Source organism: Microbacterium sp. NPDC080005 (assembly GCF_040702445.1).
GTDB lineage: Bacteria > Actinomycetota > Actinomycetes > Actinomycetales > Microbacteriaceae > Microbacterium > Microbacterium oleivorans_D.
This window is the reverse complement of record NZ_JBFBLD010000003.1, coordinates 191761-216983: the sequence shown is the minus strand read 5'-3', so window position 1 is coordinate 216983 and position 25223 is coordinate 191761. Positions and strand designations below refer to the sequence as shown.

At 71.2% G+C, this 25223-nt stretch carries 19 protein-coding genes, 1 tRNA gene and 1 other RNA gene; 10 read left to right on the top strand and 11 right to left on the bottom strand.

All coding sequences use genetic code 11. From position 1 onward, the window contains the following. Positions 1-36 precede the first annotated feature (36 nt). Positions 37-1143 carry an FAD-dependent oxidoreductase gene (locus AB0259_RS14260; RefSeq protein WP_366223133.1) on the top strand — a complete coding sequence of 369 codons (1107 nt, stop codon included), beginning with the start codon at positions 37-39 and terminating at the stop codon, positions 1141-1143. 2 nt (positions 1144-1145) lie between these two features. Here AB0259_RS14260 and AB0259_RS14255 read toward each other — a convergent pair whose 3' ends face one another. From AB0259_RS14255 to ffs, 5 genes are all read right to left on the bottom strand, one after another. Continuing rightward, positions 1146-3764, bottom strand: a complete 2619-nt coding sequence (locus tag AB0259_RS14255) for a glycosyl hydrolase family 65 protein (protein ID WP_366223132.1) — start codon at positions 3762-3764, stop codon at positions 1146-1148. Between the two features lie 48 nt (positions 3765-3812). After that, the gene (locus tag AB0259_RS14250) at positions 3813-4535 is read right to left on the bottom strand and encodes an HAD-IA family hydrolase (protein ID WP_251582720.1); all 723 of its coding nucleotides are present in this window, start codon (positions 4533-4535) and stop codon (positions 3813-3815) included. 46 nt (positions 4536-4581) lie between these two features. Beyond that, positions 4582-5805: an acetate kinase gene (locus AB0259_RS14245; RefSeq protein WP_366223131.1), complete on the bottom strand. Its 1224-nt coding sequence runs from the start codon at positions 5803-5805 to the stop codon at positions 4582-4584. Then, positions 5802-7940: a phosphate acetyltransferase gene (gene pta / locus AB0259_RS14240; protein WP_366223130.1), complete on the bottom strand. Its 2139-nt coding sequence runs from the start codon at positions 7938-7940 to the stop codon at positions 5802-5804. Before pta ends, AB0259_RS14245 begins: the two co-directional genes overlap by 4 nt. A 51-nt stretch (positions 7941-7991) precedes the next feature. Next, an RNA gene (gene ffs, locus AB0259_RS14235) (signal recognition particle sRNA small type) lies at positions 7992-8088 on the bottom strand. A 92-nt stretch (positions 8089-8180) separates the two neighbouring features. Between ffs and AB0259_RS14230 the strand changes: the two genes are divergently transcribed. The 3 genes from AB0259_RS14230 to AB0259_RS14220 are packed head-to-tail and all read left to right on the top strand — an operon-like array spanning position 8181 to position 12703. Continuing rightward, positions 8181-9212: a MoxR family ATPase gene (locus AB0259_RS14230; RefSeq protein ID WP_366223129.1), complete on the top strand. Its 1032-nt coding sequence runs from the start codon at positions 8181-8183 to the stop codon at positions 9210-9212. 13 nt (positions 9213-9225) lie between these two features. Beyond that, positions 9226-10473, top strand: coding sequence for a DUF58 domain-containing protein (locus AB0259_RS14225; RefSeq protein WP_366223128.1), 1248 nt, complete (start codon positions 9226-9228; stop codon positions 10471-10473). Beyond that, the gene (locus tag AB0259_RS14220) at positions 10463-12703 is read left to right on the top strand and encodes a DUF3488 and transglutaminase-like domain-containing protein (protein ID WP_366223127.1); all 2241 of its coding nucleotides are present in this window, start codon (positions 10463-10465) and stop codon (positions 12701-12703) included. Before AB0259_RS14225 ends, AB0259_RS14220 begins: the two co-directional genes overlap by 11 nt. A gap of 55 nt (positions 12704-12758) precedes the next feature. On the opposite strand, the gene AB0259_RS14215 is transcribed toward AB0259_RS14220, so the two are convergent. From AB0259_RS14215 to AB0259_RS14205, 3 genes are all read right to left on the bottom strand, one after another. After that, positions 12759-12850: transfer RNA gene (locus AB0259_RS14215), tRNA-Ser, on the bottom strand. 61 nt (positions 12851-12911) lie between these two features. Next, on the bottom strand, positions 12912-13688 hold the full coding sequence (locus AB0259_RS14210) for an isocitrate lyase/phosphoenolpyruvate mutase family protein (protein WP_366223126.1): 777 nt from the start codon (positions 13686-13688) through the stop codon (positions 12912-12914). Positions 13689-13761: 73 nt separating this feature from the next. Next, positions 13762-14208: an SRPBCC family protein gene (locus AB0259_RS14205; RefSeq protein WP_251582137.1), complete on the bottom strand. Its 447-nt coding sequence runs from the start codon at positions 14206-14208 to the stop codon at positions 13762-13764. Positions 14209-14353: 145 nt separating this feature from the next. On the opposite strand from AB0259_RS14205, the gene AB0259_RS14200 reads away from it, so the two are divergent. Then, positions 14354-15157, top strand: coding sequence for a hypothetical protein (locus AB0259_RS14200; RefSeq protein ID WP_366223125.1), 804 nt, complete (start codon positions 14354-14356; stop codon positions 15155-15157). A gap of 18 nt (positions 15158-15175) precedes the next feature. Here AB0259_RS14200 and AB0259_RS14195 read toward each other — a convergent pair whose 3' ends face one another. Further along, positions 15176-15694, bottom strand: coding sequence for a GNAT family N-acetyltransferase (locus AB0259_RS14195; RefSeq protein ID WP_366223124.1), 519 nt, complete (start codon positions 15692-15694; stop codon positions 15176-15178). 100 nt (positions 15695-15794) lie between these two features. Between AB0259_RS14195 and AB0259_RS14190 the strand changes: the two genes are divergently transcribed. From AB0259_RS14190 to AB0259_RS14170, 5 genes are all read left to right on the top strand, one after another. Then, the gene (locus AB0259_RS14190) at positions 15795-17027 is read left to right on the top strand and encodes an ROK family transcriptional regulator (protein ID WP_251582131.1); all 1233 of its coding nucleotides are present in this window, start codon (positions 15795-15797) and stop codon (positions 17025-17027) included. A 107-nt stretch (positions 17028-17134) separates the two neighbouring features. Next, a complete protein-coding gene (locus AB0259_RS14185; protein WP_366223123.1) occupies positions 17135-18493 on the top strand; it encodes an extracellular solute-binding protein in 1359 nt (452 codons plus the stop codon). 4 nt (positions 18494-18497) lie between these two features. Further along, positions 18498-19442 carry a sugar ABC transporter permease gene (locus tag AB0259_RS14180; protein ID WP_366223122.1) on the top strand — a complete coding sequence of 315 codons (945 nt, stop codon included), beginning with the start codon at positions 18498-18500 and terminating at the stop codon, positions 19440-19442. Beyond that, a complete protein-coding gene (locus AB0259_RS14175; protein ID WP_366223121.1) occupies positions 19439-20320 on the top strand; it encodes a carbohydrate ABC transporter permease in 882 nt (293 codons plus the stop codon). The genes AB0259_RS14180 and AB0259_RS14175 overlap by 4 nt, the downstream gene beginning before the upstream one ends. A 40-nt stretch (positions 20321-20360) precedes the next feature. Beyond that, a complete protein-coding gene (locus AB0259_RS14170; RefSeq protein ID WP_366223120.1) occupies positions 20361-23357 on the top strand; it encodes a glycoside hydrolase family 38 C-terminal domain-containing protein in 2997 nt (998 codons plus the stop codon). A gap of 1 nt (position 23358) precedes the next feature. On the opposite strand, the gene AB0259_RS14165 is transcribed toward AB0259_RS14170, so the two are convergent. Beyond that, positions 23359-24438, bottom strand: coding sequence for a crosslink repair DNA glycosylase YcaQ family protein (locus AB0259_RS14165; protein WP_366223119.1), 1080 nt, complete (start codon positions 24436-24438; stop codon positions 23359-23361). Positions 24439-24470: 32 nt separating this feature from the next. Beyond that, entirely contained in the window at positions 24471-25202 is a 732-nt protein-coding gene (locus AB0259_RS14160; protein ID WP_366223118.1) for a sulfurtransferase, read from the bottom strand. Between the last annotated feature and the right edge of the window lie 21 nt (positions 25203-25223).

Below are 25223 nucleotides of genomic sequence, written 5' to 3'. Positions count from 1 at the left end.
GGGAACAGCCGGGGTCGGTCTCACGTTGCAGCCGTCATGTCCCCCGAGCCCGTCGACGTCGCCGTGATCGGCGCGGGGCAGGCCGGGCTCAGCGCCGCCTACCATCTGCGTCGCCGCGGTTTCGTCCCACTCGGGGACGCCGAGGCGGAGGTGCCCACGTTCGTCGTCGTGGACGCCGAGACGCATGCCGGGGGCGCGTGGCAGCACCGGTGGCCGTCGCTGCGGATGGGTACGGTCAACGGCATCCACGAGCTCCCCGGCTACGCCGTGCCGCCGGCGGATCCGCGGGCGGCCAGCCGGGAGGTCCTGCCGGAGTACTTCACTGCCTACGAGGCGCGGTTCGAGCTCGCGGTCCGTCGCCCCGTGCAGGTGCGCGCCGTCCGACGGGCCGACGAGGACCCGCGCGGCCGGCTGATCGTCGAGGCGGACACCAGTGACGGCGCCCACGCCTGGGCGGCGCGGTACGTCATCAACGCCACGGGCACGTGGCGGAAGCCCTTCTGGCCGACCTACCCCGGGCAGGCGACGTTCACCGGCCGGCAGCTGCACGTGCACGACTACCGCACGGCGGAGGAGTTCCACGACCGGCGCGTCGTCATCGTGGGCGCGGGCGTCTCGGCGATCCAGCTGCTCGACGAGATCTCGCAGGTGACCGAGACCCTCTGGGTGTCGCGCGCCGAACCTCAGTGGGACGCGACCGCCTTCGACACCGCCGCGCGCATCCAGGCGATCGCCGGCGTCGAGGAACGCGTCCGGCAGGGGCTGCCGCCGGGCAGCGTCGTCTCGGTCACCGGGGCGCACTGGTCACCGTGGGCGCAGGCGGCGAAGGACCGGGGCGCCCTGGTGTGGCATCCCATGTTCACCGCCATCGAGCCGGATGGGGTACGGATGCCGGACGGCACCCTCGAGCCGGCGGACGTCATCCTCTGGGCGACCGGGTTCCGCGCCGACATCGCGCACCTCGCCCCGCTCGGGCTGCGCACCCCCGCCGGCGGCGTGCGTGTGCGCGACACCCGCTCGATAGACGAACCCCGGCTGTTCCTCATCGGCTACGGTCCGTCGCAGTCGACGGTCGGCGCGAACCGCGCCGGCCGCGACGCGGTCCGCGCCATCGTGCGTGAGCGCGCCGCCGCGACGGTCTGAGTTCAGACCGTCGCGGTGACATCGCCCGCGTCGACCGCGGGGAACTGCCGCGTGCGGGTGTCGGGCTCGGGCGCCGCCTGCTCCCCGGCATCCGTCGGCTGCTCCTCGGCGGTCACGATCGGGATCGTGCCCGTGTGCACCGGGACGGAGGTCGCCGCCGTCGCGTCGGGCACCGACGCGGACAGCAGCGTGCCGTCCTCGCGCAGCTGCTCCCCGATCTGTCGGAGTGTCGGACGCCCCGGGATCACGGGGCCCTGACCCTCGAGCGGCACCGTGACCGTCTCACCGGCCGCGACCGTGTATCCGGCGCCCCGGACCGTGAACGACACGGCCTCGCCCTCGCCGGCGGCGACCGTCATCTCGTCGCGACGGACCGTCACCTGCAGCCGGGTGCCGTGCCAGTGGAGCGTGTACGACAGCGACGGCCAGTCCGCGGGCAGGCGCGGGTCGAAGCTGAGCGCGCCGCGGTGGTCGCGCATGCCGCCGAAGCCGGCGACGAGCGCGGTCCAGACACCTCCGGCGGAGGCGACGTGGACGCCGTCGGAGGCGTTGCGGTGCAGGTCGCCGAGGTCGACGAACGCCGACTCGCGGAAGTACTCCAGCGCGAGGTCCTGGTACCCGACCTCGGCGGCGAGGATCGCCTGCACGACCGCCGACAGCGTGGAGTCCCCCGTGGTCAGGGCGTCGTAGTACTCGAAGTCGGCGAGCTTCTCCGCCGGCGTGAACTGGTTGCCCTGCAGGAAGAGCGCGAGCACGACGTCGGCCTGCTTGAGCACCTGGTACCGGTAGATCACGAGCGGGTGGAAGTGCAACAGCAGCGGGCGCTGCTCGGCGGGCGTGTTCTCGAGGTCCCAGACCTCGCGCTCGAGGAAGACGGCGTCCTGCGGATGGATGCCGAGGGCCTCGCTGTACGGGATGTGCATCGCCTCGCCGGCGCTCTGCCACGCGATCGGCTCCGCCTCGTCGAGGTCGAGCCGGTCGACCATCGCACGGTACGCATCCGGCTGGTCGACCGCCATCTCGCGGACGACGCGGGCGGCGTACCGCAGGTTGTACCGCGCCATGACGTTCGTGAACAGGTTGTCGTTGACGACCGTCGTGTACTCGTCGGGACCGGTCACACCGTGGATGTGGAAGCTCTCGGGGTCCCCCGTCTCGGTGAAGCGCCAGAACCCGAGGGTCGCCCAGAGCCGTGCCGTCTCGACCAGGATGTCGACACCCTCCCGGTGGAGGAAGTCGATGTCGCCCGTGGCCCGCACGTACTTGCCGAGAGCGAAGGCGACGTCCGCGTTGATGTGGTACTGCGCGGTGCCCGCGGCGTAGTAGGCCGAGGCTTCCTCGCCATTGATCGTCCGCCACGGGAACAGCGCGCCGGCCTCGTTGAGCTGCCCGGCCCGCCGGCGAGCGGCGGGGAGCATGAGGTAGCGCATCCGCAGCGCGTTCCGCGCCCAGAGCGGCGTCGTGTACGCGAGGAACGGCAGGACGTAGACCTCGGTGTCCCAGAAGTAGTGGCCGCTGTAGCCGGACCCCGTCACACCCTTCGCGGGCACACCCAGCGAATCGGCGCGGGCCGCTGCCTGCGCGAGCTGGAACAGGCACCAGCGCGTCGCCTGCTGCAGATCGTCGTGACCCTCGATGACGACGTCCGAGCGCTCCCAGAACGCCTGGACCCAGGCTTCCTGGCGGTCGAAGAGCCGCTGGATGCCCTCGTGCTCGACGCGGTCGAGCGTGCGCCGGCCGCGCTCGATGAGCTCGCGCGCGGGGACGCCGCGCGACGTGTGGTAGGCGACGGCTTTCGTGATGGTGACCGGCACACCCTGCTTGGCCTGCACGCGGAAGACGTTCTTGGCCACGTCGGGCTCGACGAGGGAACGCGACGAGTACTCGTTCTCGGTCTCGACGAGGTGGTCGGCGACGACGGCGACGGTCATCCCCGACTCGGTCACCTTGTACGACAGCGCGGCGCGGGTGCCGTCCTGCCAGTAGTCCTCGGGCTGCAGCACCCGGTTCGCGAAGCCGTCGGCCTTGCGCGGGTCGAACCCGGCGTCGGCCTGCTTGCCGAGCCCCGGACCGCCGTACACGTCCTGACCGTCCTGCCGGTTGATCATCTGGCAGCTGATCGTGACCGGGGCATCCGCGTTCAGCACCGTGACCGAGATGCGCATGACCGCGACGTGGCGCTCCTCGAAAGAGACCATGCGCTCGTAGTCGATCACGACGTCCTTGCCGCTCGGCGTCATCCATCGGACGTGGCGGGTCAGCACTCCCCGGCGCATGTCGAGGGCGCGCTCGTACTCGCGCAGGTCGGCGATGTCGAGCGAGAGCGGCTCGTCGTCCACGTACACGCGCATGACCTTGCTGTCGGGCGCGTTGATGATCGTCTGCCCGACCTCCGCGAAGCCGAACGCGCGCTCGGCGTGCCGGATCGGGAAGACCTCGTGGAAGCCGTTGAGGAAGGTCCCGTGCTCGTGCGCGTGGCGCCCCTCGGGGTGATTCCCGCGCAGGCCGAGGTAGCCGTTGCCCTCGGCGAACAGGGTCTCGGTGACGCCGGGGTCGTCGAGCGAGAACGACGTCTCGACGAGACGCCACGGGTCCACGGGAAAGCGGTGACGATCGATCATGCGGGTCCTTCTACGGGTGTCAGGACGGAAAGAGGGGGATGCCGGGGCTCAGGCGAAGGCGGCGAGGTCGTCCACGACGACGTGGGCGCCGGCTGCGCGGAGCGCGTCGACACCCGCGCCGCGGTCGACGCCCACCACGAGACCGTACCCGGCGGCGGCGGCCGACCGCACGCCGGAGTGCGCGTCCTCGACCGCGGCACTGCGCGCAGGGTCGACGCCCAGCATCTCGGCGGCCCGCGCGAACACATCGGGGGCGGGCTTCGACGCCAGATGCTCGGCCTCGGCGACGACGCCGTCCATGATGACCGGGAAGCGGTCGATGATGCCGGCCACGGTCAGCACTTCGCGGGCGTTCTTGGAGCTCGAGACCACCGCGATCGGGACGCCGGCGGCCTGCAGCTTCTCGACCAGCGCGAGCGAGCCCGGGTACGGCGCGATGCCGTCGGCACGAAGCACGCGCTCGAACACGATGTTCTTGCGATTGCCGATCCCGCACACCGTGTCGAGGGACGGATCGTCGGACGGGTCGCCCCACGGCACCTCGACGTCGCGGGATCGCAGCAGGCTCGCCACTCCGTCGTACCGCTTCTTGCCGTCGAGGTGCTCGAAGTAGTCGCTCTCGGAGTACGCCGGCTCTACACCCCATGACCGGAACAGCTCGGTGAACATGCTCTGCCAGGCGTGCATGTGGACCTCGGCCGTCGGGGTCAGGACGCCGTCGAGGTCGAAGAGGACACCGTCGAAACGGGTGAGGTCGGGGAGCTCGTCCATCGTCACCGCACCAGCGTATCCGTCACGCCGCCGCACCGAGCCTCGGTCACGCCGTGGCGACGGCGTGCGCCTGACGGGCGATCTCCAGCTCCTCGTCGGTGGGCACGACGAGCACCGTGACCGGCGAGTCGTCCGTCGAGATGACGCGGATGCCGCGCTCCCCCGACGTGTTGCGCTCGGCGTCCAGTCGCACACCCGCGAAGCCGAAGGTCTCGAGTGCCGCGGCGCGCACGACGGCGGAGTTCTCCCCGACACCTGCGGTGAACGAGATCACGTCGACGCCGCCCAGCTGGGCCAGGTAGGCGCCGATGTACGCACGGAGCCGGTGGATGTAGACGTCGAAGGCGAGCTGCGCGTCGGCATCCCCCGACCGACGGCGGGCGTCGATGTCCCGCATGTCGGACGCACCGGCGAGGCCGAGCAGCCCGCTGCGTTTGTTGAGGAAGGCGTCCAGCTCGCCGGGGGTCATGTCCTCACGGCGAGCGAGCACCCCCAACACCGACGGATCGATGTCACCCGAGCGGGTGCCCATCACGAGACCCTCGAGCGGTGTGAGACCCATGGACGTGTCGACCGAGGCGCCGCCCCGGATCGCGGTCGCCGACGCGCCGTTGCCGAGGTGGAGGACGATCTGCGACAGCTCCGACAGCGGCCGCTCCAGGAAGGCGGCAGCGGCTTCGCTCACGAACTTGTGACTCGTGCCGTGGAAGCCGTACTTGCGGATGCGATGCTTCTGCGCCGTGTCACGGTCGATCGCGTAGGTGTACGCCTCCGGGGGCATCGTCTGGTGGAACGCGGTGTCGAACACCGCGACGTGCGGGACGTCGGCGAACGCGGCCCGGGCCGCACGGATGCCCTGCAGCGCTCCGGGGTTGTGGAGCGGGGCCAAGGCGGAGAGCTCGTCGATGTTGATCTCGACGAGGGGCGTGACGAGGGTCGGCTCGAAGAAGCGCGCCCCACCCTGCACGACGCGGTGACCGACGGCGACCGGCCGCGCGCCCTCGAGCGACGGTCCCTGTGCGGCGAACGCCTCGAGCATCACGGCGAAGCCCGTGGTGTGGTCCGGGATCTCCCGCTCGATGCGCGAGGTCGCCTTCGTCGCCGCCACGGTCGCTCCGTCACCGGCGAAGAAGACCGTGTGCGTCGCGAGGCCGGACTCCTCCCCGATCCGTTCCACCAGGCCGGATGCGAGCGGCCGCTCCGTGTCGACGTCGACGAGCTGGTACTTGAACGACGACGAACCGCTGTTGATGACGAGGACGGGGGTCATGCGCGGGCCTCCGGCGTCGCGGCATCCGCGGCGTTCTGAGCCTGGATCGCGGTGATGGCGATCGTGTTGACGATGTCCTCGACGAGCGCTCCGCGGGACAGGTCGTTGATGGGCTTGTTCAGTCCCTGGAGCACGGGGCCCATCGCGACGGCGCCCGCCGAACGCTGCACGGCTTTGTACGTGTTGTTCCCGGTGTTCAGGTCGGGGAACACGAAGACCGTCGCGCGACCGGCGACGTCGGAGTCCGGCATCTTCGTGGCCGCGACGGCCGCATCGGTGGCGGCGTCGTACTGGATGGGCCCCTCGACGAGCAGCCGCGGCGCGCGTTCCCGGACGAGGGCCGTCGCCTCGCGCACCTTCTCGACATCGGCACCCGAGCCGGACTCGCCGGTCGAGTACGAGAGCATCGCGACGCGCGGCGAGATGCCGAACTGCTCGGCGGTCGCCGCCGACGACACCGCGATGTCGGCCAGCTGCGGTGCGGTCGGGTCGGGGACGACGGCGCAGTCGCCGTAGACCAGCACCCGATCGGCGAGCGCCATGAGGAACACGCTCGAGACGACGTCGACGCCGGGCTTCGTCTTGATGATCTCGAAGGCCGGACGGATGGTGTGCGCCGTGGTGTGCGCAGCACCCGAGACCATGCCGTCGGCGAGGCCGAGGTGGACCATGAGTGTGCCGAAGTAGGAGACGTCCGTGACGGTGTCGGCGGCCTGCCGGAACGTGACGCCCTTGTGTGCGCGCAGGCGCTCGTACTCGCGCGCGAACTTCTCGACGTGCACGGCGTCGAACGGGCTCAGCACCTCGGCGGCCCTGATGTCGAGACCCAGCTCGAGGGCGCGCGAGTGCACCTCGACGGGCTCGCCGAGGATGGTGATGTCGGCGATGCCGCGCGCGAGGGCCGTCGCGGCGGCGCGCAGGATGCGATCGTCGCCGCCCTCGGGCAGCACGATCCTCCGGCGCTCCCGCCGCGCGCGCTCGATGAGCCCGTACTGGAACATGAGGGGCGTGACGACCTGGGAGCTCGCGAGACCGATACGGCGCAGGAGGTCGTCCGTGTCGACGTGCTGCTCGAACAGCGACAGGGCGGTGTCGTAGCGGCGCTGAGAGTGCGCGGCCAGCCGTCCGCGTGCGCTCATGATGCCGCGCACCGTCTCGTACGTGCCCTGATCGGTCGCGAGGATCGGCAGGTTCGAATCGAGTCCGTCGATGAGCCGCTCGACATGCTCGGGCAGTTCGAACGGGCCGTACAGGACGATGCCCGACAGCGATGGGAACGTGCCCGACGCATTGGCCAGGAGCGCCGCCAGGAGCACCTCGGTGCGATCGGCGGCGACGGCGAGGATCGCCGCCTCCTCGAGCCGGGGCAGGACGTTGTTCAGCGACATCCCCGCCACGACGACGTGGAGCACCTCACGATCGAGGAGCGCCTCATCGCCCTTCACGAGCGTCGCGCCGAGCGAGCGCGCGACGTCGGCGACCGAGGGCGCGACCAGGTAGGCGTCCTCGGGGATGGCCCAGACCCCGATGTCGCCCGACGCCGCCGGAACGGCACGCACGGCCGCGACGATGTCGTCGAGGTGCGCCGGGTCGGCCCGGTTGACCACGACGGCGAAGATGCCCGCGCGCTCGTGCTTGAGCTCGGCGAGCGCGAGGGTCGCGAGGTTGCCGACCTGGGCGGGCGTCAGGCCACCGGCATCCGGCGTCCGCTCGCCGTCGGCGGGCTGCCCCGACAGCACCACGAGGACCGGGGCACCCAGGTTCGCTGCGATGCGCGCGTTGTAGCCGAGCTCGGCGGGGCTGCCCACGTCGGTGTAGTCGCTGCCGACGATCACGACCGCGTCGCACTGGGCCTCGACGGCCTTGTAGCGCTCGACGATGCGGCCGAGCGCCGCCTCGGGGTCGGCGCGGACCTCGTCGTAGGTGGCCCCGATGCATTCGTCGTAACCGAGGTCGACGCCGTCGTGGTCGAGGAGCATCTCGAGCACGTAATCGCGCTCCTCCGTCGACCGCGCGATCGCCCGGAAGACGCCGACGCGCGGCGAGCGCCGGCTGAGGGTGTCGAGCACGCCGAGGGCGATCGTCGACTTGCCGGAGTGACCTTCGGCGGACGTGATGTAGATGCTCTGAGCCACGCCTCCAGCCTAGGCTCGCGGTCCATGCACGGGCTGGGAGCGCCCGGGCAAAAGAAAGACTCTCCGCGAACCCGGCAGAGCCTGGTTACCCTTGCTACGTTTCCGTCCTGGGGGAGTTGGCCTGGATGCCGTCTCGCGGAGAGCTGCTGCCAGTCTACCCGACGTCCGGCGCCCGCCCGTGACGGTCGGGTTAGCATCGGGTCGGGCGCGCTGATGCGCCGACCGCGTGAGGGGGGACGGATGACCGACGACCAGACGACCATGACGGTGCCGGGGGGCGCCGCCGCGTCCCGAGCGGCGAACCGGGTGGACGCCGGGGTGTTCGCCGAGACCACCGGAGCACTCATCGCCTCGGTGTCGCAGGTCATCGACGGCAAGCCCGACGCCGTCCGTGCCGCGCTGGTGTGCCTGCTCGCCGAAGGACACCTCCTGATCGAGGACGTCCCCGGTGTGGGCAAGACGATGCTCGCCCGGGCGCTCGGCGCGTCCATCCGGGCGACCGTGCGCCGCATCCAGTTCACGCCCGATCTGCTCCCGAGCGATGTCACCGGCGTCAGCGTGTACGACCAGTCGGAGGGCCGGTTCGAGTTCAAACCGGGAGCGATCTTCGCGCACGTCGTCATCGCCGACGAGATCAACCGCTCGTCGCCCAAGACGCAGTCGGCACTGCTGGAGGCGATGGAGGAGCGCCAGGTCACCGTGGACGGCACGAGCCGCGGCCTCCCCGATCCGTTCCTCGTCGTCGCGACGCAGAACCCGATGGAGATGGAGGGCACCTACGCCCTGCCCGAAGCGCAGCGCGACCGTTTCATGATGCGCATCTCGATGGGATATCCGGATGCCGCGAACGAGGCGCTCATGCTCCGCCAGCGCGACACCGCCAACCCGCTCGACGCGATCCATCCCGTCATCTCGGCCGAGCGCGTCGCCGCCCTCATCGCGTGGGCGCGCTCGGTGCACGTCTCCCCCGCGGTCGAGGAGTACGCCGTGGCGCTCTCGCGGGCCACGCGCGAGCACAGCGACCTCCGCCTGGGCGCGAGCCCGCGTGCGACGCTGCAGCTCGTGCGGGCCGCCAAGGTGTGGGCTGCGCTCGAAGGGCGCGAGTACGTGATCCCGGACGACCTCGTGACGCTGCTCGAACCCGTGTTCGCCCACCGGCTCATCGCCGCCCGCGGCGGCGCGATGGCGCGCGGTCGGGGCGGCGCCGACCTCGTGACGTCGGTGCTCGACTCGGTGGTGCGCTCGGTGCGCGTCCCCGTCGCCGCGCGCTGAGCGGTCCGACGACATGACGCGATGGCCCCTGACCCCCCGGGGAACGGGAGCGGTCCTGGTCGGGCTCGCTTCGTTCGTCTGCGCGCAGGTGTTCTCCGTCCCGGCTCTGGTCTTCTTCGGCGTGCTTCTGCTGGCCGCGGTCGGCGTCTCGTTCGCATCGCTGTGGCTGGGGCACCGCGACGACGGCGTGCGCCGGTCGTTCGCGCCCGCCGTGGCGAACGTCGGCGGCGACGTCGACGTGCGCGCCCACGTCGAGGCGCGCACCCTGCTCCCCACCGCGGTCGGCACGTGGCGGGACCGGCTCCCCAGCGGCGTCGACGGCGAACCGAGCGGTGCCTATCCCGCTCTCCGGTCAGGACTCGTCTCGGGCGGTCACAACGTCGACATCTCCTATCGGGTGCAGGCACGGCGTCGGGGCGTGCGTCCCATCGGTCCGCTCGTCGTCGAGACGACCGACGCCTTCGGCCTGAGTCGGCGGCGTCAGCAGCTCGGCGGCACCGTTCCGCTGACCATCGCGCCCGCCGTCCTCCCGCTCGAGGCGTTCGAGGAACTCCCGGGCGCCGCCGGGGGCACCATGCAGTCCGTCACCGACAAGCTCGGGCAGGGCGCCGACAACCTCATCCCGCGGGTCTACGCGCCCGGCGACTCGATGCGCCGGATCCACTGGCGCGCCAGCGCGCACCGCGGTGAGCTCATGGTGCGCCAGGAGGAGAGGGAGTCGAACCCGGAGGCCGTGATCGTCTTCGACCGGAGCGTCACCCGATGGAGCGGGGACGCCCTGCGCTCCCCCGGCGAGGATGCCGGTTTCGAGGCGGCCGTCTCCATCGTCGTCTCGGCCGCGCACCGATTCGTTCACGAGGGCTACAGCGTGGCGATCGTCGACGTCGACGGGTCCGAGATCGCGGAGCCGATCGACGGCGGCGATACGACGGCCCTCGAAGCGCTGACGACCGGCTTCGCCACCCTGACCGCACGGCGCGACGGGGACCTGCGCACCCTGTCGACGCTGTTCGCCGGCACGACCCTCGGCCCCGTGGTGGTCGCGACCGGCGAGATCGACGTCGAGGATGCCACGGCCCTCCTGCCGATCGTCCCCCACAGCAGTCTCCCGGTGCTGTTCGCCCTCGGCGGGTCCGCCGAGGCGCTGCGGATCGCTCGCGACGGCGGCTGGCGCATCCACCGACTCGAACCCGAGGACGAGATCGACACCCTGTGGTCGGGCATGGCGGGTATCAGCGAGAGCCGCGGTCATGTCGACTGACCGGCTCGATGCGGGACGGCCGCGCCACGACGGGCCGTCGACGGTCGCCCTCGCCCTGGCGATCGCTGCGGCCCTCATCCCGCTGTTCTCCGTCATCGCCGGCGGCGCCTGGGCGGCGCTCGCCTTCGTGCTGTCCGGGCTCCTCCTGGCGGCGGGCTACCTGCTGCGCCGCGTCCGCCTCATGGCCGGCCTCGTGACGCTCGCCCTGCTGGCTCTGTGGACGGCGGTCATGACGGCGGTGTTCTTCTCCGATGTCGCCTGGCTCCTCGTCATCCCGTCGGGTGAGGCGTTCGCGCGCGTGCCGCGGCTGCTCGAGATCGCGAGCTCCGACATCGCTGTCGGCGTGGCCCCTCTGCAGGCATCGGCGTCGCTGACCTTCCTGATCGTCGGCGCCGTCGGACTGCTGACGATCGCGCTCGATCACGTCGTCCTCACAGCGCGGATGCCGCTGCTCGGCGGCATCGCGCTGATCGCCGTCTGGCTCATCCCGACGATCGCCGTCCCGCGCGCCGTCGACCTGTGGGCGTTCACGCTCCTCGCCCTCGCGCTTCTGTGGCTCATGCGCACCGAGACGCGAGCGCGGCACCGTGCTCTGCAGCCCACGGCGCCCCGGGGCGGTGTCGGGGGCGTCGCCGCCGTGATCGCGGCATCCGCCGTCGTCATCGCCGTCATCGTCGCACCCCTCCTGCCGACGGCCGTCGCACCCGCCGGCGGGTTCGGCGGCGGGACCAGGATCGACCCGAGCCTGAACCTCGGTGACGACCTTCGCCGCCCGGCCGAGGTCCCGGTCGTCCGCCAATGGAGCGCGAGCGGGGGTCCGTCCTACCTGCGGGTCGCCACCCTCACCGAGCTCGAGGGCGGGTCGTGGCGGCCGGACCGGACCCGCACCGTCCCCGTCGAGGAGTGGGCACCCGAGGATTCCGCTGCGGAGGGGATCGAGATCGTCGAGTCCTCGCGGACCGTCGAGGTGCTGGATCTCTCGTCGGCGCAGCTGCCCGTCCCAGCCGACGCGGTGTCGTTCGAGGGCCTCAGCGGCGCGTGGCGCATCGCGGGCGAGAACGGCACCGTCGTCTCCCCCTCGTCGGCAGCCCGCGGCCAGCGCTTCGAGGTCGTCACCCGCAGCCCCGAACCCACGATCGAGCAGGCCCGCGCCTCCTCGGCGCGGGGCGGTCCCGACGAAGCCCTGGGGCTCCCGGCGGAGACCCCGAGGGATGTCGCTTCGCTGGCGGCCGAGGTGACCGCGGACGCCGGCACCGACTACGACCGCCTGCTGGCCCTGCAGTCGTGGTTCCGGGGCACCGACTTCGAGTACTCCCTCGAGGCCCCCGTCGAGGACGGCTTCGACGGGTCGGGCGTCGAGGCCGTCTCCCGATTCCTGCAGGTGCGCTCCGGCTACTGCGTGCACTTCGCCTCGGCCTTCGCCCTCATGGCGCGGAGCCTCGACATGCCCTCGCGCGTCGTCGTCGGCTTCCTCCCGGGCACCGCGACCGGAGACGTCGTCGACGAGCAACGTGTCTACCAGGCGACGACGGCGCAGCTGCACGCCTGGCCGGAGGTCTTCTTCGACGGGATCGGCTGGGTCGCTTTCGAGCCGACCAAGAGCCTGGGCACGGCGCAGCGCTTCTCCTCCGACGACGACGGCTCGAATGAGCCCGAACCGCAGCCGACGGCGACCTCGACCCCGCAGCCGACCTCGAGCGCGTCGGCTGCGCCTCGACCCGAGGACGACCCCACCGCCGGCACCACGCCGACCTCGACCGCCTCGGTCGCGCGGGCCCTCCCCGTCGTCGGCATCGTCGCGGCGATCCTCGTCGTGCTCGCCGTGCCCGCGCTCACGAGCGCCGCGGTCACCCGCCGCCGCGCCGCGCAAGCGCGCGCCGGCAGCGCGGTGGCGGCATGGCGCCTCGTGCAGGATGCCGCGATCGATCTCGGCATCCCGGTCCCGGACTCCGAGTCGCCGCGCGCCTTCGGGTACCGTCTGCGTCGCCACCACGGCGCCCCCGCCGACGCCGTCGAACGACTCGTCGACGCCGTCGAACGCGTCAGCTACGCTCCCCCGGGGTCGTTCGGCGACGAGGGTGCGACGATGGCGACGGATGCCGCGGCCGTCCGCGCGGGCCTCTTCTCCGCGGTCGCGCCGCCGCGACGCCGCATCGCACGCCTGCTGCCGCGGTCGCTCGTGATCCGCCCGGGGTCGACCTTCGCCGAGGACGCTCCGCTGCGCCGCTGAGCCGCCGCCCGGGAAACGACGAAGCCCCGCACCTGTTCGGTGCGGGGCTTCGATCTGGCGGAAGCGACAGGATTTGAACCTGCGAGACGAGTTACCCCGCCTACATGGATTCCAGCCATGCTCCTTCGGCCGCTCGGACACGCTTCCAACGGGAGAGCCTACCACGGCGGCTCCTCCCGCCCCGCGCGGCGGCCGGCGGCATCCGTCCTCAGTTGAGGGCGCGTGTGCCCTCGGGGATGACCCCGTCGCGGTAGAGATCGGCCGCGACGTCCTGGAAGGCGGTGAGCGCGACGCGCTGCGTCAGGGGGCCGTAGGAGATTCGGGCGACGCCGAGCTTCTCGTACTCCGCGGCGGTGAGCGCGCCCGGCAGTCCGATGACGCTGACGCGGCCGATGCCCTCCACGAGGCGGGAGGTGGTCTCGGCGTCGAGCACACCGGGAACGAAGACGACATCCGCACCGGCGTCGAGGTAGGCGCGCCCGCGCGTGATCGCGTCGGCGATGGAGTCCTCGACCGGACGCCCGCCGGCACGGACGAACGCGTCGGTGCGGGCGTTCAGCGCGAACGGCACACCTTCGGCTTCCGCGGCGGCGACGACGGCCGCGACCCGGGAGACGGATTCCTCCAGCGGACGCAACCGGTCCTCCATGTTCGCCCCGACGACGCCGACGCCGATCGCCCGGCGCGTGGTGTCCGCCGTGTCGGCGTACCCGTCGTCGAGGTCCGCCGTGACGGGGACGTCGCCGGCGACGGCGACGATGCGCCCCACCATGTCGAGCGTCGTCTCGAGCGGGATCGTGCCGTCGTCGTAGCCGAAGGATGCCGCGATGGAATGTCCTGCGGTGGCGAGCGCGCGGGTCTCGGGGAGAGCCAGGACCGCCTTGGCGGAGACGACGTCCCACACGTTGACGACGCGGAGGATCTCGGGGGCGGCGTGGAGCTCGCGAAGGCGGCGAGCGCGGCCTTCGAGGGAGAGAGTGGTCATCCCCCCACCGTGCCACGACGGCCCGGTGGAATGCACCACCGGGCCGCCGCGAGCGGATGGACGGGCCGTCCGCTCACCCCACGTCGCCTCGCCAGGCACCGGTCTCAGCGCCGCGGGATTCGATGAACTCCTTGAACTTCTGCAGGTCCTTCTTGACCGCGTGGTCGTCCACGCCGAAGACGGCACCGACGGTCTCGACGAACCCCTCGGGCTTCCAGTCGAGCTGCACGGTCACACGGGTCTCGGTGTCGCTGAGCCGGTGGAACGTGACGACGCCGGCGTGGTCCTCGTCGACGCTCTTCCACGCGACGCGCTCGTCGGGGTGCTGCTCGGTGATGTGGGCGGTGAACTCGCGTTCGACACCGCCGATCTTCACGTTCCAGCGGTTCGTCGTGTCGTCGATCTGCGTGATCGACTGCACGTAGCTCAGGAAGTGCGGGAAGGATTCGAACTGCGTCCACTGGTTGTACGCGGTGGACACCGGGACCTCGACGTCGACGGTCTGGATGATGCTGGCCATGGTTTTCCTCTCGTCGTGCTCTGACGCCATGATCGGGCGTTCCGGCAGACGGTTTCCAGGGGCTTGCATCGGCGAGATCCGACCGATACAACGGACGGCTAGGCTCGTTCGCGACTCCCGCCCCGTCCCTGCAAGGAGCCGTATCGTGCGCATCCCCGCCCCGCCTCTGCTCGCCGCGTCGGCCGCTCTCGTCCTCACCCTCGCCGGGTGCTCGGCCGACCCTGCCCCGGAGCAGAGTCCGAGCCCCTCGGGGACGACACCCGCAGCGGGCCCGTCGGGCTCCGCCGCGCCGACACCGACGGCCACCTCGGCCGCTCCCGTCGTCGAGACGCCCGTCGAGTGCGAGACCGTCGACCTGACCGCCGGGACGGCGGCCGGATCCGACCTCGGCCCCTGTATCCAGGCGGTGCTCGTGCGCTACGACAGCGGGACGCTGACCATCTCGGGCGACGAGCTCGCCGGTTCCGTCGCCTACCACTACGACCCCACCTTCGAGTTCCGGGGCGACCTCGAGACCGGCGCGGGACCGGCATCCATCAGCTTCGTCGACGGCGTCATGCTGCTGGACGACGGGAGCGGACCCGTCATCGCCGACGTCGACGCCGCCGATCCGGCAGAGCAGGAGGCGGGTGCGACCGCCGAGATCTACCGGGTGTTCTCGGACCCCGGTTTCATCGGCGACCTCATCGGCGGCAGCGACACCTGGAGCGTCTCCGCCGCCCCCGAGCCGGTGGAGACACCCGAGGGCCCCGTGGACGCCTACCGCGTCGAGAGCACCGCGCCGTACCGGTGGTACGACATCCCGATCGACGCGTACACCCTGTGGCTCACCGAGGACTACCGCCCGGTCGCGGCGGAATCGACCACCGGCTTCCTCGGCCGCAATGCGACGCTCACGCAGCAGCTGTCGGGTCTCGGCGAACCGGTCTCGATCACCCCGCTGTCCTGACCTGCGGACGGTGAGGCGTCAGCGGCGTGCGAGCGCGGCGAGCGCCTCGCCCGTCATCCGCTGGGTCGTCCACTCGTCCATGGCCTCGGCCCCGATGGAGCGGTAGAAGCCGACGGCGGGCGCGTTCCAATCCAGGACGGTCCATTCCAGACGCGGATAGCCGCGGTCGATCGCGACGGCTGCCAGCGAGGACAGGAGCGCGGTACCGTACCCGCGACCCCTGTCCGCCTCATCGACGAAGAGATCCTCGAGCCAGATGCCGTGGCGCCCGGTCCACGTCGAGAACGTGAGGAACCACACAGCGATCGCACGGATGCCGCCGTCGCGCTCGACGACGTGGGCGAACGCCTTGGCATCGTCGCCGAAGAGTGCGGCGGTCAGATCGGCGGTCGTGGTCCGGACGGCATCCGGTTCGCGTTCGTAGACGGCCAGGGCCTGGATGGCGGCCAGGATGCCGGCCTCGTCGCCGGGCGCGGCGGCTCGGAGCACGGCGCCGTCATCGAGGGTGCGGGCCGCAAGCGGAGGGGAAGATGGCATGCCTCGAATGTACCGGCGCCCCCCTCACCACGAGATCGCCGCCCCTCACTCGGCGCGCTACGCTCTAGCAACCGCCCCCCGGAGCAAAGCAGGTTCACCCATGGCCAGACGCGGCGCCAATCAACCCAGCGTCGGTGGTTACAACGAGGCTGTCGTCCTGGACCAGATCCGCCGGTCCCACGGCCACAGTCGCGTGGAGCTCGCCGACGCCACCGGGCTGTCCGCGCAGACCGTGTCCAACATCGTGCAGCGCCTGCTCGATGCCGGGATCGTCGAGGAGGCCGGCCGGACCAGCTCGGGACGCGGCAAGCCCCGCACGACGCTCCGGCTCGTCGGCAGCAGCCGGTACGCGGTCGGCGTCCACCTGGATCCCGGCCTCATCACCGTCGCCGTGCTGTCCATCGACGGAGAGGTCGTCGCCCGGCATGCGCGCGCGACCCCTCGTGCGCAGGCTCCGTCGGACACCGTCGCCGTCCTCATCGAGGACATCGAAGAGGTGCTGTCGGACTCCGGCATCGACCGCAGCCGCATCGTCGGGCTCGGCATCGCCGCGCCCGGCCCGATCGATGCGGATCGCGGCATCGTGGTGGACCCGCCCAACCTCCTCGGCTGGGACAACGTCCCGCTCCGGGACGCGATCGCCGAGGCGACCGGACTTCCCGTCATGCTCGACAAGGACGTGACCGCGGCAGCCGTCGCCGAGAAGTGGGTCGCCGCACCCGGCGGGGCGCCGAACTTCGCCTTCCTGTACCTCGGCACCGGTCTGGGGGTGGGCCTCGTCGTCGGCGATGAGGTCGTCCGCGGCGGATCGGGCAACGCGGGCGAGATCGGGCACATCGTCGTCGATCCCGACGGCCCGCCGTGCTCGTGCGGGCTCCGCGGGTGCATCGCCGTCACCTGCGCACCGCTTCCGATCGTCGAGGAGGCCGAACGTCGCGGGGTCCTGACCCGCGAGCGGGAGTGCGACGAACCCACGCAGGTGGATGCCGCCCTCACGCGGCTCGTCCGGCTCGCGGACGACGGCGACGCGGGCGCGCAGGATCTGCTGCAGCGCTGCACCGTCCACGTCGCGCGCGCCCTTGCGGTGGTCTCCAACCTGCTCGACGTCGACCGCATCGTCATGGGAGGACCGCTGTGGGACCGGATCGGACCGCGATTCACCACGGCGATCCCCGAACTCCTGGACGACATGCGGGTCGCCCGTGGTGTCCATCCGCTCGCGGTCGCGGGAACGGCACTGGGCTCGGACGTCGGCGCCATCGGAGCCGCCTGCCTCATCCTGGACGAGGCCCTCACCCCCCGCCCGACGTCCCTGCTGGTGCCGTCTGCGTGACCCCGGCGACCCTGGCTGTCGGCGCTTGACTCTGCTATGTCCATCGGTTTGACTTACCGTGTCCGGCCATCTCGCGCGGACGCCACGATCCGGAGCAAGGGGGCACCGTGAGAGCTCGCACCGTCGTCACGTCCATCGCCACGGCAGCCACCGCCGCCCTCCTTCTCGGAGGCTGCTCCGCCGATGACGGCGGGAACGGGGACACCGTCACCGTGGTGTACGCGAAGACCGATTCGTTCGAGGTGCTCGACACCCTCATGAAGACGGCGAAGAAGGAGTTCGAGGCATCCCACGAGGGGATCACGGTCGACCTGCAGCCCATCACCGCCACCGACGACGACTACAAGACCCGCCTGCAGCTCTCGCTCGCCTCCCCCGACACCGCCCCGGACGTGTTCTACGAGGACACCTTCAACGTGCGCAGCGACGTCGAGGCGGGCTACCTGTTGAAGCTCGACGACAAGCTCGCCGAGTGGGACGACTGGCAGATGTTCGATGAGGCCGGACGCAACGCGGGCAGGGGCGAGGACGGCGGGACGTACGCCCTTCCGCTCGGCACCGATACGCGCGTGATCTGGTACAACAAGGACGTCCTCGAGAAGGCGGGGATCGCGGCGCCGTGGCAGCCCGAGAGCTGGGACGACATCCTCGCCGCTGCCGCCGCGATCACGCAGAGCCAGCCGGACGTCGTCCCGTTCTCGATGTACGCCGGCACCGGCACCGGCGAGGGCACCGTCATGCAGAGCTTCTATGAGCTCCTCTACGGCACGGGTGACGGCACCGGCCTCTACGATGACGCGGCGGGCAAGTGGGTCGTCGGATCGCAGGGCTTCATCGACTCCCTGACGTTCCTGCAGACCCTCTATGACGAGGGCTACGCGGTGAGCCCCGACCAGGCGCTCGACCCGAACGTCTGGCAGGCCGTGTTCGGGGAGTGGTTCCCGGAGGGCACGCTCGGCGCGACCGTCGAGGGCTCCTACACGCCGTCGTTCTGGGCCGAGGGCGGCTCGTACCCGTGGCCCGAGTACGCCGACACGATGGGCGTGGCGCTGTTCCCAACGCAGGACGGCCAGGAACCCGGCGGCGTGAGCATGTCGGGCGGCTGGACCCTGGCGGCCTCGGCGCAGACCGACGTGCCCGACCTCGCCTTCGACTTCATGACGACGGCCCTGAGCAAGGAGAACGCGCTCTGGTACGCGGTCAACAACGCGCAGATCGCCGTCCGCACCGACGTCGCCGAGGACCCGTCGTACCTCGAGTCCAACCCGTTCGTCGGCGCCGTGACGGATGCCGTCTCGGTGACCCACTTCCGCCCGGCGAACAGCGACTACCCCAAGATCTCGGTCGCGGCTCAGCAGGCGACCGAGGCGGTCATCACCGGACAGCAGTCCCCGGCAGAAGCGGCGGCCGCGTACGACGATGCCGTTCGGGAGATCGTCGGCGACGACGGGGTCACCACCGGATGACGCAGTGACCTCGACGCTCGCGCTGCCGTCGGAGCCCGGCGCGCCGCCCCGTCGGCGCGCCCGCGGCCGGGTCGGCCTCGCGCTGTCACCGGCGCGCTCGCTCCCGCTCGTCCCCGCCGTCGGACTCCTGCTCGTCTTCCTCGCGGGGCCCATCGTGTGGGCGACGGTCGGCTCGTTCACCGACCGCGCGCTCACCGGCGTGGCAGCGGCCAAGCCGGAGTTCATCGGCCTCGACAACTACGCACGTCTGTTCGGCGATCCGGTCCTGCCGCTGTCGATCCTGCTGACCGTGGTCTTCGTCGTCGGCTCGGCGATCATCGGACAGAACATCGTCGGCCTGCTGCTCGCCGTCCTCTTCCGGGTGGGCAGCCGTGCCGTCGCGGGCACGGTCGGGCTCTTCGTGGTCACGGCATGGGTCCTGCCCGAGATCGTGGCGGCGTTCGTGGGCTATGCCTTCCTGTCCACCGACGGCACCCTCAACGGCGCCCTGTCGCTGTTCGGGATCCGGGGGCCCAACTGGCTCTACACGCTGCCGCTGCTGGCGATCATCCTCGCGAACACGTGGCGGGGCACGGCGTTCTCGATGATGATCTACCGTGCAGCGCTCGACGACGTCGACCCCGAGGTCACCGAGTCGGCCATGATCGACGGTGCCGGCACCTGGCAGCGGCTGCGGTACATCACCCTTCCCATGATCTCGGGGACGATCTTCACCAATCTGCTGCTCACCACTTTGCAGACCCTCTCGGTGTTCACCCTGATCTGGGTCATGACCAAGGGCGGACCCGGCGATCTGTCCCGGACCCTCCCCGTGCTCGCCTACAGCGAGGCGTTCTCGTTCGGGGACATCGGCTACGGGAATGCGATCGCGATCGTCATGCTCGCCCTCGGCGCCGCCTTCTCGATCGCGTACGTCGTTTCCCTGCGACGTCGGGGCGACCTCGAATGAGCGCCGCCACGACGGCGGGTGCGCTGCCGCGCCTTCGTCCGCCGAGTGTCGCCGCGCCGCGACGCGGGGCGACCCGATTCTGGGCGAACCTCGTCCTCATCGTCATCGGGATCCTGTTCGCCGCGCCTCTCGCGTGGGTCGTCCTCGCGTCGATCGACTCCGCGGCGACGTACCGGGTGGCGTGGCCGACGAGTCCGACACTCGAGAACTTCGCCGACGTCCTCACACCCGAATTGACGCTGCGCCCGCTTGCGAACAGCCTGCTGCTGTCCACCGCGGCGGCCGCGGTGACGGTCGTCGCATCGGTGCTCGCCGCCTATCCGCTCTCGCGGTACCGCTCACGGTTCCACGCACCGTTCCTGTACTCGGTCCTCTTCGCGAGCTGCCTGCCGATCACCGCGATCATGGTGCCCGTCTACAGCCTGTTCGTGCAGGTACGGCTCATCAACCAGCCGTGGGCCGTCGCCCTCTTCCTCGCCGCGAGCGCGCTGCCGATGGCGCTGTGGATGACGAAGAACTTCATGGACTCCGTCCCGGTCAGCCTCGAGGAGGCGGCCTGGGTCGATGGGGCGAGTGCCCTGCGCGCGCTGTGGACGATCGTCGTGCCGCTCATGCGCCCCGCGCTCAGCGTCGTGTTCGTCTTCGTGTTCCTGCAGGCGTGGGGCAACTTCTTCGTGCCGTTCGTGCTGCTGCTCACCCCCGATTGGCAGCCGGCGGCCGTCTCGATCTACGCCTTCTTCGGGCAGTACGGCACCGTGGCCTACGGGCGTCTGGCCGCGTACTCCCTCCTCTACTCCCTCCCGGTCCTCGGGCTGTATCTCCTCGTCACCCGCGGCCTCGGGGGCTCGTTCGCCCTTTCGGGCGCCGTCAAGGGCTGACCCACAGACCTCCCACCGCCCCCACCCCGAAGGAATCCGCATGCACCGCGACGACCGACTGGCCCTGCAGCGCATCGACCGGCTCGTGCGCGACCGGCTCCCCCCTGCGCTCCACCGCGAGACCGCACTGCTGCGGATCGAGGCGTGGGAGGTCCCGGACGAGCCGGTGCCGTTCGCCGAGGCGGTCGGCCAGTCCTTCGCTCCGTTCCCGCTCGGCGGTGAGTGGGGCAAGCCCTGGGGCACGGTGTGGTTCCACGTCACGGGGCGGGTTCCGGCGGCCTGGCGTGAGACGGCGGGCACCCGCCCCGAGATCGTCGTCGATCTCGGCTTCGACGGATCGGTGCCGGGCTTCCAGGCCGAAGCGCTCGTTTTCCGCCCGGACGGGTCGATCGTCAAGGCCGTCGAGCCGCGCAACACGACCGTGCCCGTGGAGGGCGACGAGATCGATCTGTGGATCGAGGCCGCCGGCAACCCCAGCGTCGCGGGCGCCTTCACCTACGCCGCTACTCCGCTGGGCGACAAGCGGACCGCGGGGACGGAGCCGATCTACCGTCTGCGGCGGCTCGAGCTCGCACTGCTCGACGAGACGGTGTGGGAGCTGCAGCAGGACGTCTGGACCCTCCGCGGACTCGTCGACCAGCTCGATCCCGACCGCACCCGTCACGCCCGTGTGCTCACGGCCCTCGGCCGCGCCGTCGACGCCGTCGACCCCGATGACGTCGCCGGCACGGCCGCGGCAGGACGGGCCGAACTGCGCGCGGCGCTCGCGGCACCGGCATCCACCTCCTCCCACCAGCTGACCGCCGTCGGACACGCGCACATCGACTCGGCGTGGCTCTGGCCCGTCCGAGAGACCGTCCGCAAGGTCGCGCGGACCTTCTCCAACGTGCTCGACCTCATGCGCACGGAGGAGGATTTCGTCTTCGCCGCCTCATCCGCGCAGCAGTACGCCTGGATGAAGGAGCACTATCCCGAACTGTTCGAGCGGATGCGGCGGGCCGTGGCCGAGGGCCGGTTCGCACCCGTCGGGGGGATGTGGGTCGAATCCGACACGAACATGCCCGGATCCGAGGCGCTCGCGCGCCAGTTCATCGAGGGCAAGCGCTTCTTCCTCGAGGAATTCGGGATCGAGCCGCTCGAGGTGTGGCTGCCCGATTCGTTCGGCTACTCGGCGGCTCTCCCCCAGATCATCACGGCGGCGGGATCCCGCTGGTTCCTCACGCAGAAGATCTCGTGGAACGAGACGAACCGGATGCCGCACCACACCTTCCTCTGGGAGGGCATCGACGGCACCCGTGTCTTCACCCACTTCCCGCCGGTCGACACCTACAACTCCGACCTGTCGGCGGCCGACCTCGCCCGCGCCGAACGCCAGTTCGCCGAGAAGGCGCACGCCTCGCACTCCCTCGTCCCGTTCGGCTGGGGCGACGGCGGCGGCGGGCCGACGCGCGAGATGATCGCCGCCGCGCGCCGCACGGCGGACCTCGAAGGATCGCCGAAGGTGCGCCTGGGCTCACCCGCGCAGTTCTTCACCGACGCCGAAGCGGAGTACGCCGCCCCGCCGGTGTGGTCGGGCGAGCTGTACCTCGAGTACCACCGCGGGACCTACAGCGCCCAGGCGCGCACGAAACGCGGCAACCGACGCAGCGAGCACCTGCTGCGGGCGGCCGAACTGTGGGCGACACTCGACAGCGTCCGCACCGGCGCGCCCTACCCCGCGGATCGGCTGCGCGCGATCTGGCAGACGGTCCTGCTGCACCAGTTCCACGACATCCTCCCGGGCACCTCGATCGCGTGGGTGCATCAGGAGGCTGAAGCCACGTACGCGCGCATCGCGGGTGAGCTGCAGGAGATCATCGGCACCGCGCTGCGCTCGCTCGTCGGCGAGGGCGAGCGCGCCCTCGCGGCCAATGCCGCGCCGGTCACGCTCTCGGGCGTGCCGGGGCTCGGCGTCGGGGCCGCGGCATCCGCTCTGCCCGTCCTGCCCGAGCGGGACGGCGACGGATGGCGGTTCCGCCACCCCCGGTTCGACTGGGCGATCGATGCGCGTGGCCTCGTGGTGGGAGCAGTCGACCTCGCCACCGGGCGCGAGCTCATCGACCCCGCCCACCCGGGCGGCGCGCTGCACCTGTTCCGCGACACACCACGTGAATGGGATGCCTGGAACATCGACGTCGAGGACGGCGCGCTCGGCACGATCGTCGACACGGTCGAGGAGATCGCCGTCGACGGTGCCGACCTCGTCGTGACGCGTCGGTTCGGCTCGTCGCGCGCCGAGCAGCGGTACCGCGTCGATCCGCACTCCGGCGCACTCGAGGTCGCGCTCCGGCTCGACTGGCGGGAGCGGCAGAAGATGCTGAAGATCGCGTTCCCGCTGCGCGTGCGCGCGGAGCGCGCCGAGTCCGAGATCCAGTTCGGCCATGTGTCGCGCCCGATCCACATGAACACGACATGGGACGCCGCCCGGTTCGAGACCGTCGCGCACCGCTGGCTCCGCGTCGCCGAGGGTGAGTACGGCGTGGCGATCGCCAACGATTCCCTGTACGGGCACGACGTCCAGCGCGCCCCCGGTTCGGACGGCGGTGCGCGGACGGTGCCGCGGGTCACCCTGGTGCGGGCACCGCTGTTCCCCGACCCCGAAGCCGATCAGGGCGCGCACGAGTTCCGCCTGTCGGTGCTGCCGGCGGCGACCGTCGCGGCGGCGATCGGCGAGGGGCTGCGCCTGAACCTCCCCGTCCTCAGCGTGCAGGGCGCGCACGCGGTCGACCCGCTCCTCGAACTCGACGACCCGGGTGTCGTCGTCGAGGCGGTCAAGCTCGCCGACGACGGATCCGGCGACGTGATCGTGCGTCTCTACGAGGCGCTCGGATCGACGCGCACCGCGCGCCTCGTGCCCGGCTTCGCGACGAGCAGCGTCGTGCAGACGGACCTGCTCGAGCGAACCATCGCCTCGACGGCGCTGCAGGACACCGCCGGTGACGGCGTGCGCCTCGACCTGTCGCCGTTCCAGCTCGTCACGCTGCGTCTGGCGCGCTGACTCAGTCGAGCCCGCGGACCGGGACCCCGAGCCACTCGCCGAGGTCCCGGATCTCGGCGTGCACCATCTCGCGTTCGTCGTCCTCGAGCGGGGCGAGCTCGTGGACGGCCGTGACCAGGAGATTCTCCTTCTTCTTGTCGAGCGCGGCGTCGAGGAGGCCCACGAAGCGGTCGCCGATGAGGATCGGATGCGCGAAGTAGCCGTAGACCCGCTGATGCTTCGGTTTGAACTGCTCGAGGACGTAGGTGAAGTCGAACAGCTCGGTCAGGCGCGGCCGGTCGAAGAGCATGCGATCGTACGGGTTGAGGATCGCCGCACGGCCCCCCGGGTCGTCGTCGAGGGCCGCGATCGCCTCGGGGTCCACACGCCAGCGCCACGCGCTGCCCTCGACCTCGGCCGCCTCCCCCGCCGTGCCGACGCCCGACCATGACGATCTCTCGCGCGCGATGCCGAGCGCCTGCAGACGCCGCGCCGCCAGCACGTCCTCGGCGGCCGCCGCATCCATGCCGGCATCCGTCCCGCCGTAGACCCGCTCGGGCAGGTCCCACACGCGCTGCCGGCCGACCCGCCCGCTGATGGCGACATCTCCGAGGTACGACATCAGCTCGAGCATGCGCGGCACCTGGTTCGCGCCGTACCAGCCGCTCTCGTTCTTCGCCTGGGCGACGCTGGTGTCGGGGATCTCCGATGCCTGCAACGGCCCCTCACGGTCGAGGCGCCGGAGGATCTCGGCGCGGAACGCGGCATTGGCCTCGAGGTATTGCCGCGTCGCCCCGCCCAGCCGGCGCCCCGGCATGATCGCCCGCAGGGCGGGGAGGAGGGATGCCGGGCGGAAGTGCCCGTCGTACTCGAACAGCAGCCGGTCGTCCTCGACGGCCTTGGCCAGCTGACCCCGCTCGTACGCCCAGCCGATGCGCGACCAGCAGATCGATTGCTCGCTGGGGGCGATGACCGCCGTCGGGTCGATCTTGATCGCACCGATCTGCTCGGCGACCTCGACGACGTCACCGGGCCGGTCCGCGTCCAGCAGCTGCGCGCGCACGGCGATGCGGCGCGCCTCATCCCTCGTGAGCCGGTGCATGGCTCGAGGCTAGCGCGCGCCTCGGACGCGGGTCAGCCGGCGGGTTGCAGGCGCGCGTCGACGGTGCGCCGTTCGTCGAAGACGAAGCACTCCCCGTCGAACCCGTCGCCGCCGACGTGCTCGAAGTAGCCGAGGATGCCGCCGTCGAGCTGACGCGCATCGATCCCGTCCTCGCGCAGGACAAGGGCCGCCTTCTCGCAGCGGATGCCGCCGGTGCAGAAGCTGACGACCGTCTTGCCGACGAGCTCCTCCCGGTGCGCCGCTGCGGCACCGGGGAAGTCCGTGAACTTCTCGATGCGCCAGTCCAGCGCGCCCGAGAACGTGCCGTGGTCGACCTCGAAGGCGTTCCGGGTGTCGAGCAGGACGACCTCACGGCCTTCGTCGTCGAGACCGGTCTCCAGCCACCGCCGGAGCGTCATCGGGTCGACGGCCGGCGCGCGCCCCGCTGCCGGGCGGATGGCGGGACGGTCCATTCGGATGATCTCGCGCTTGTGCTTGACGAGCATCTTGCGGAAGGGCTGGCCGGCCGACCAGCTCTCCTTCGTCGTCAGCTCGGCGAACCGCTCGTCCGCCCGCAGCTCCTCGACGAATCCGCGGACGTCCTCGGGCGAGCCGGCGAGGAACAGGTTGATCCCCTCCTCGGCGAGCAGGATCGTGCCGCGCAGACCGCGCAGGTCGGTCCGCTCCTGCAGCACGGGTCGCAGCGACGCGGGGTCGGCGATCGGCGTGAAGAGGTAGGCGGAGATGTTCAGGACGGATGCCACCTGTCCAGGCTAGGCGACCGG

Coding starts and splice junctions, on each gene's coding strand:
- AB0259_RS14260 (WP_366223133.1), top strand. CDS start 37: ATGTCCCCCGAGCCCGTCGACGTCGCCGTGATCGGCGCGGGGCAGGCC.
- AB0259_RS14255 (WP_366223132.1), bottom strand. CDS start 3,764: ATGATCGATCGTCACCGCTTTCCCGTGGACCCGTGGCGTCTCGTCGAG.
- AB0259_RS14250 (WP_251582720.1), bottom strand. CDS start 4,535: ATGGACGAGCTCCCCGACCTCACCCGTTTCGACGGTGTCCTCTTCGAC.
- AB0259_RS14245 (WP_366223131.1), bottom strand. CDS start 5,805: ATGACCCCCGTCCTCGTCATCAACAGCGGTTCGTCGTCGTTCAAGTAC.
- AB0259_RS14230 (WP_366223129.1), top strand. CDS start 8,181: ATGACCGACGACCAGACGACCATGACGGTGCCGGGGGGCGCCGCCGCG.
- AB0259_RS14225 (WP_366223128.1), top strand. CDS start 9,226: ATGACGCGATGGCCCCTGACCCCCCGGGGAACGGGAGCGGTCCTGGTC.
- AB0259_RS14220 (WP_366223127.1), top strand. CDS start 10,463: ATGTCGACTGACCGGCTCGATGCGGGACGGCCGCGCCACGACGGGCCG.
- AB0259_RS14210 (WP_366223126.1), bottom strand. CDS start 13,688: ATGACCACTCTCTCCCTCGAAGGCCGCGCTCGCCGCCTTCGCGAGCTC.
- AB0259_RS14205 (WP_251582137.1), bottom strand. CDS start 14,208: ATGGCCAGCATCATCCAGACCGTCGACGTCGAGGTCCCGGTGTCCACC.
- AB0259_RS14195 (WP_366223124.1), bottom strand. CDS start 15,694: ATGCCATCTTCCCCTCCGCTTGCGGCCCGCACCCTCGATGACGGCGCC.
- AB0259_RS14190 (WP_251582131.1), top strand. CDS start 15,795: ATGGCCAGACGCGGCGCCAATCAACCCAGCGTCGGTGGTTACAACGAG.
- AB0259_RS14175 (WP_366223121.1), top strand. CDS start 19,439: ATGAGCGCCGCCACGACGGCGGGTGCGCTGCCGCGCCTTCGTCCGCCG.
- AB0259_RS14170 (WP_366223120.1), top strand. CDS start 20,361: ATGCACCGCGACGACCGACTGGCCCTGCAGCGCATCGACCGGCTCGTG.
- AB0259_RS14165 (WP_366223119.1), bottom strand. CDS start 24,438: ATGCACCGGCTCACGAGGGATGAGGCGCGCCGCATCGCCGTGCGCGCG.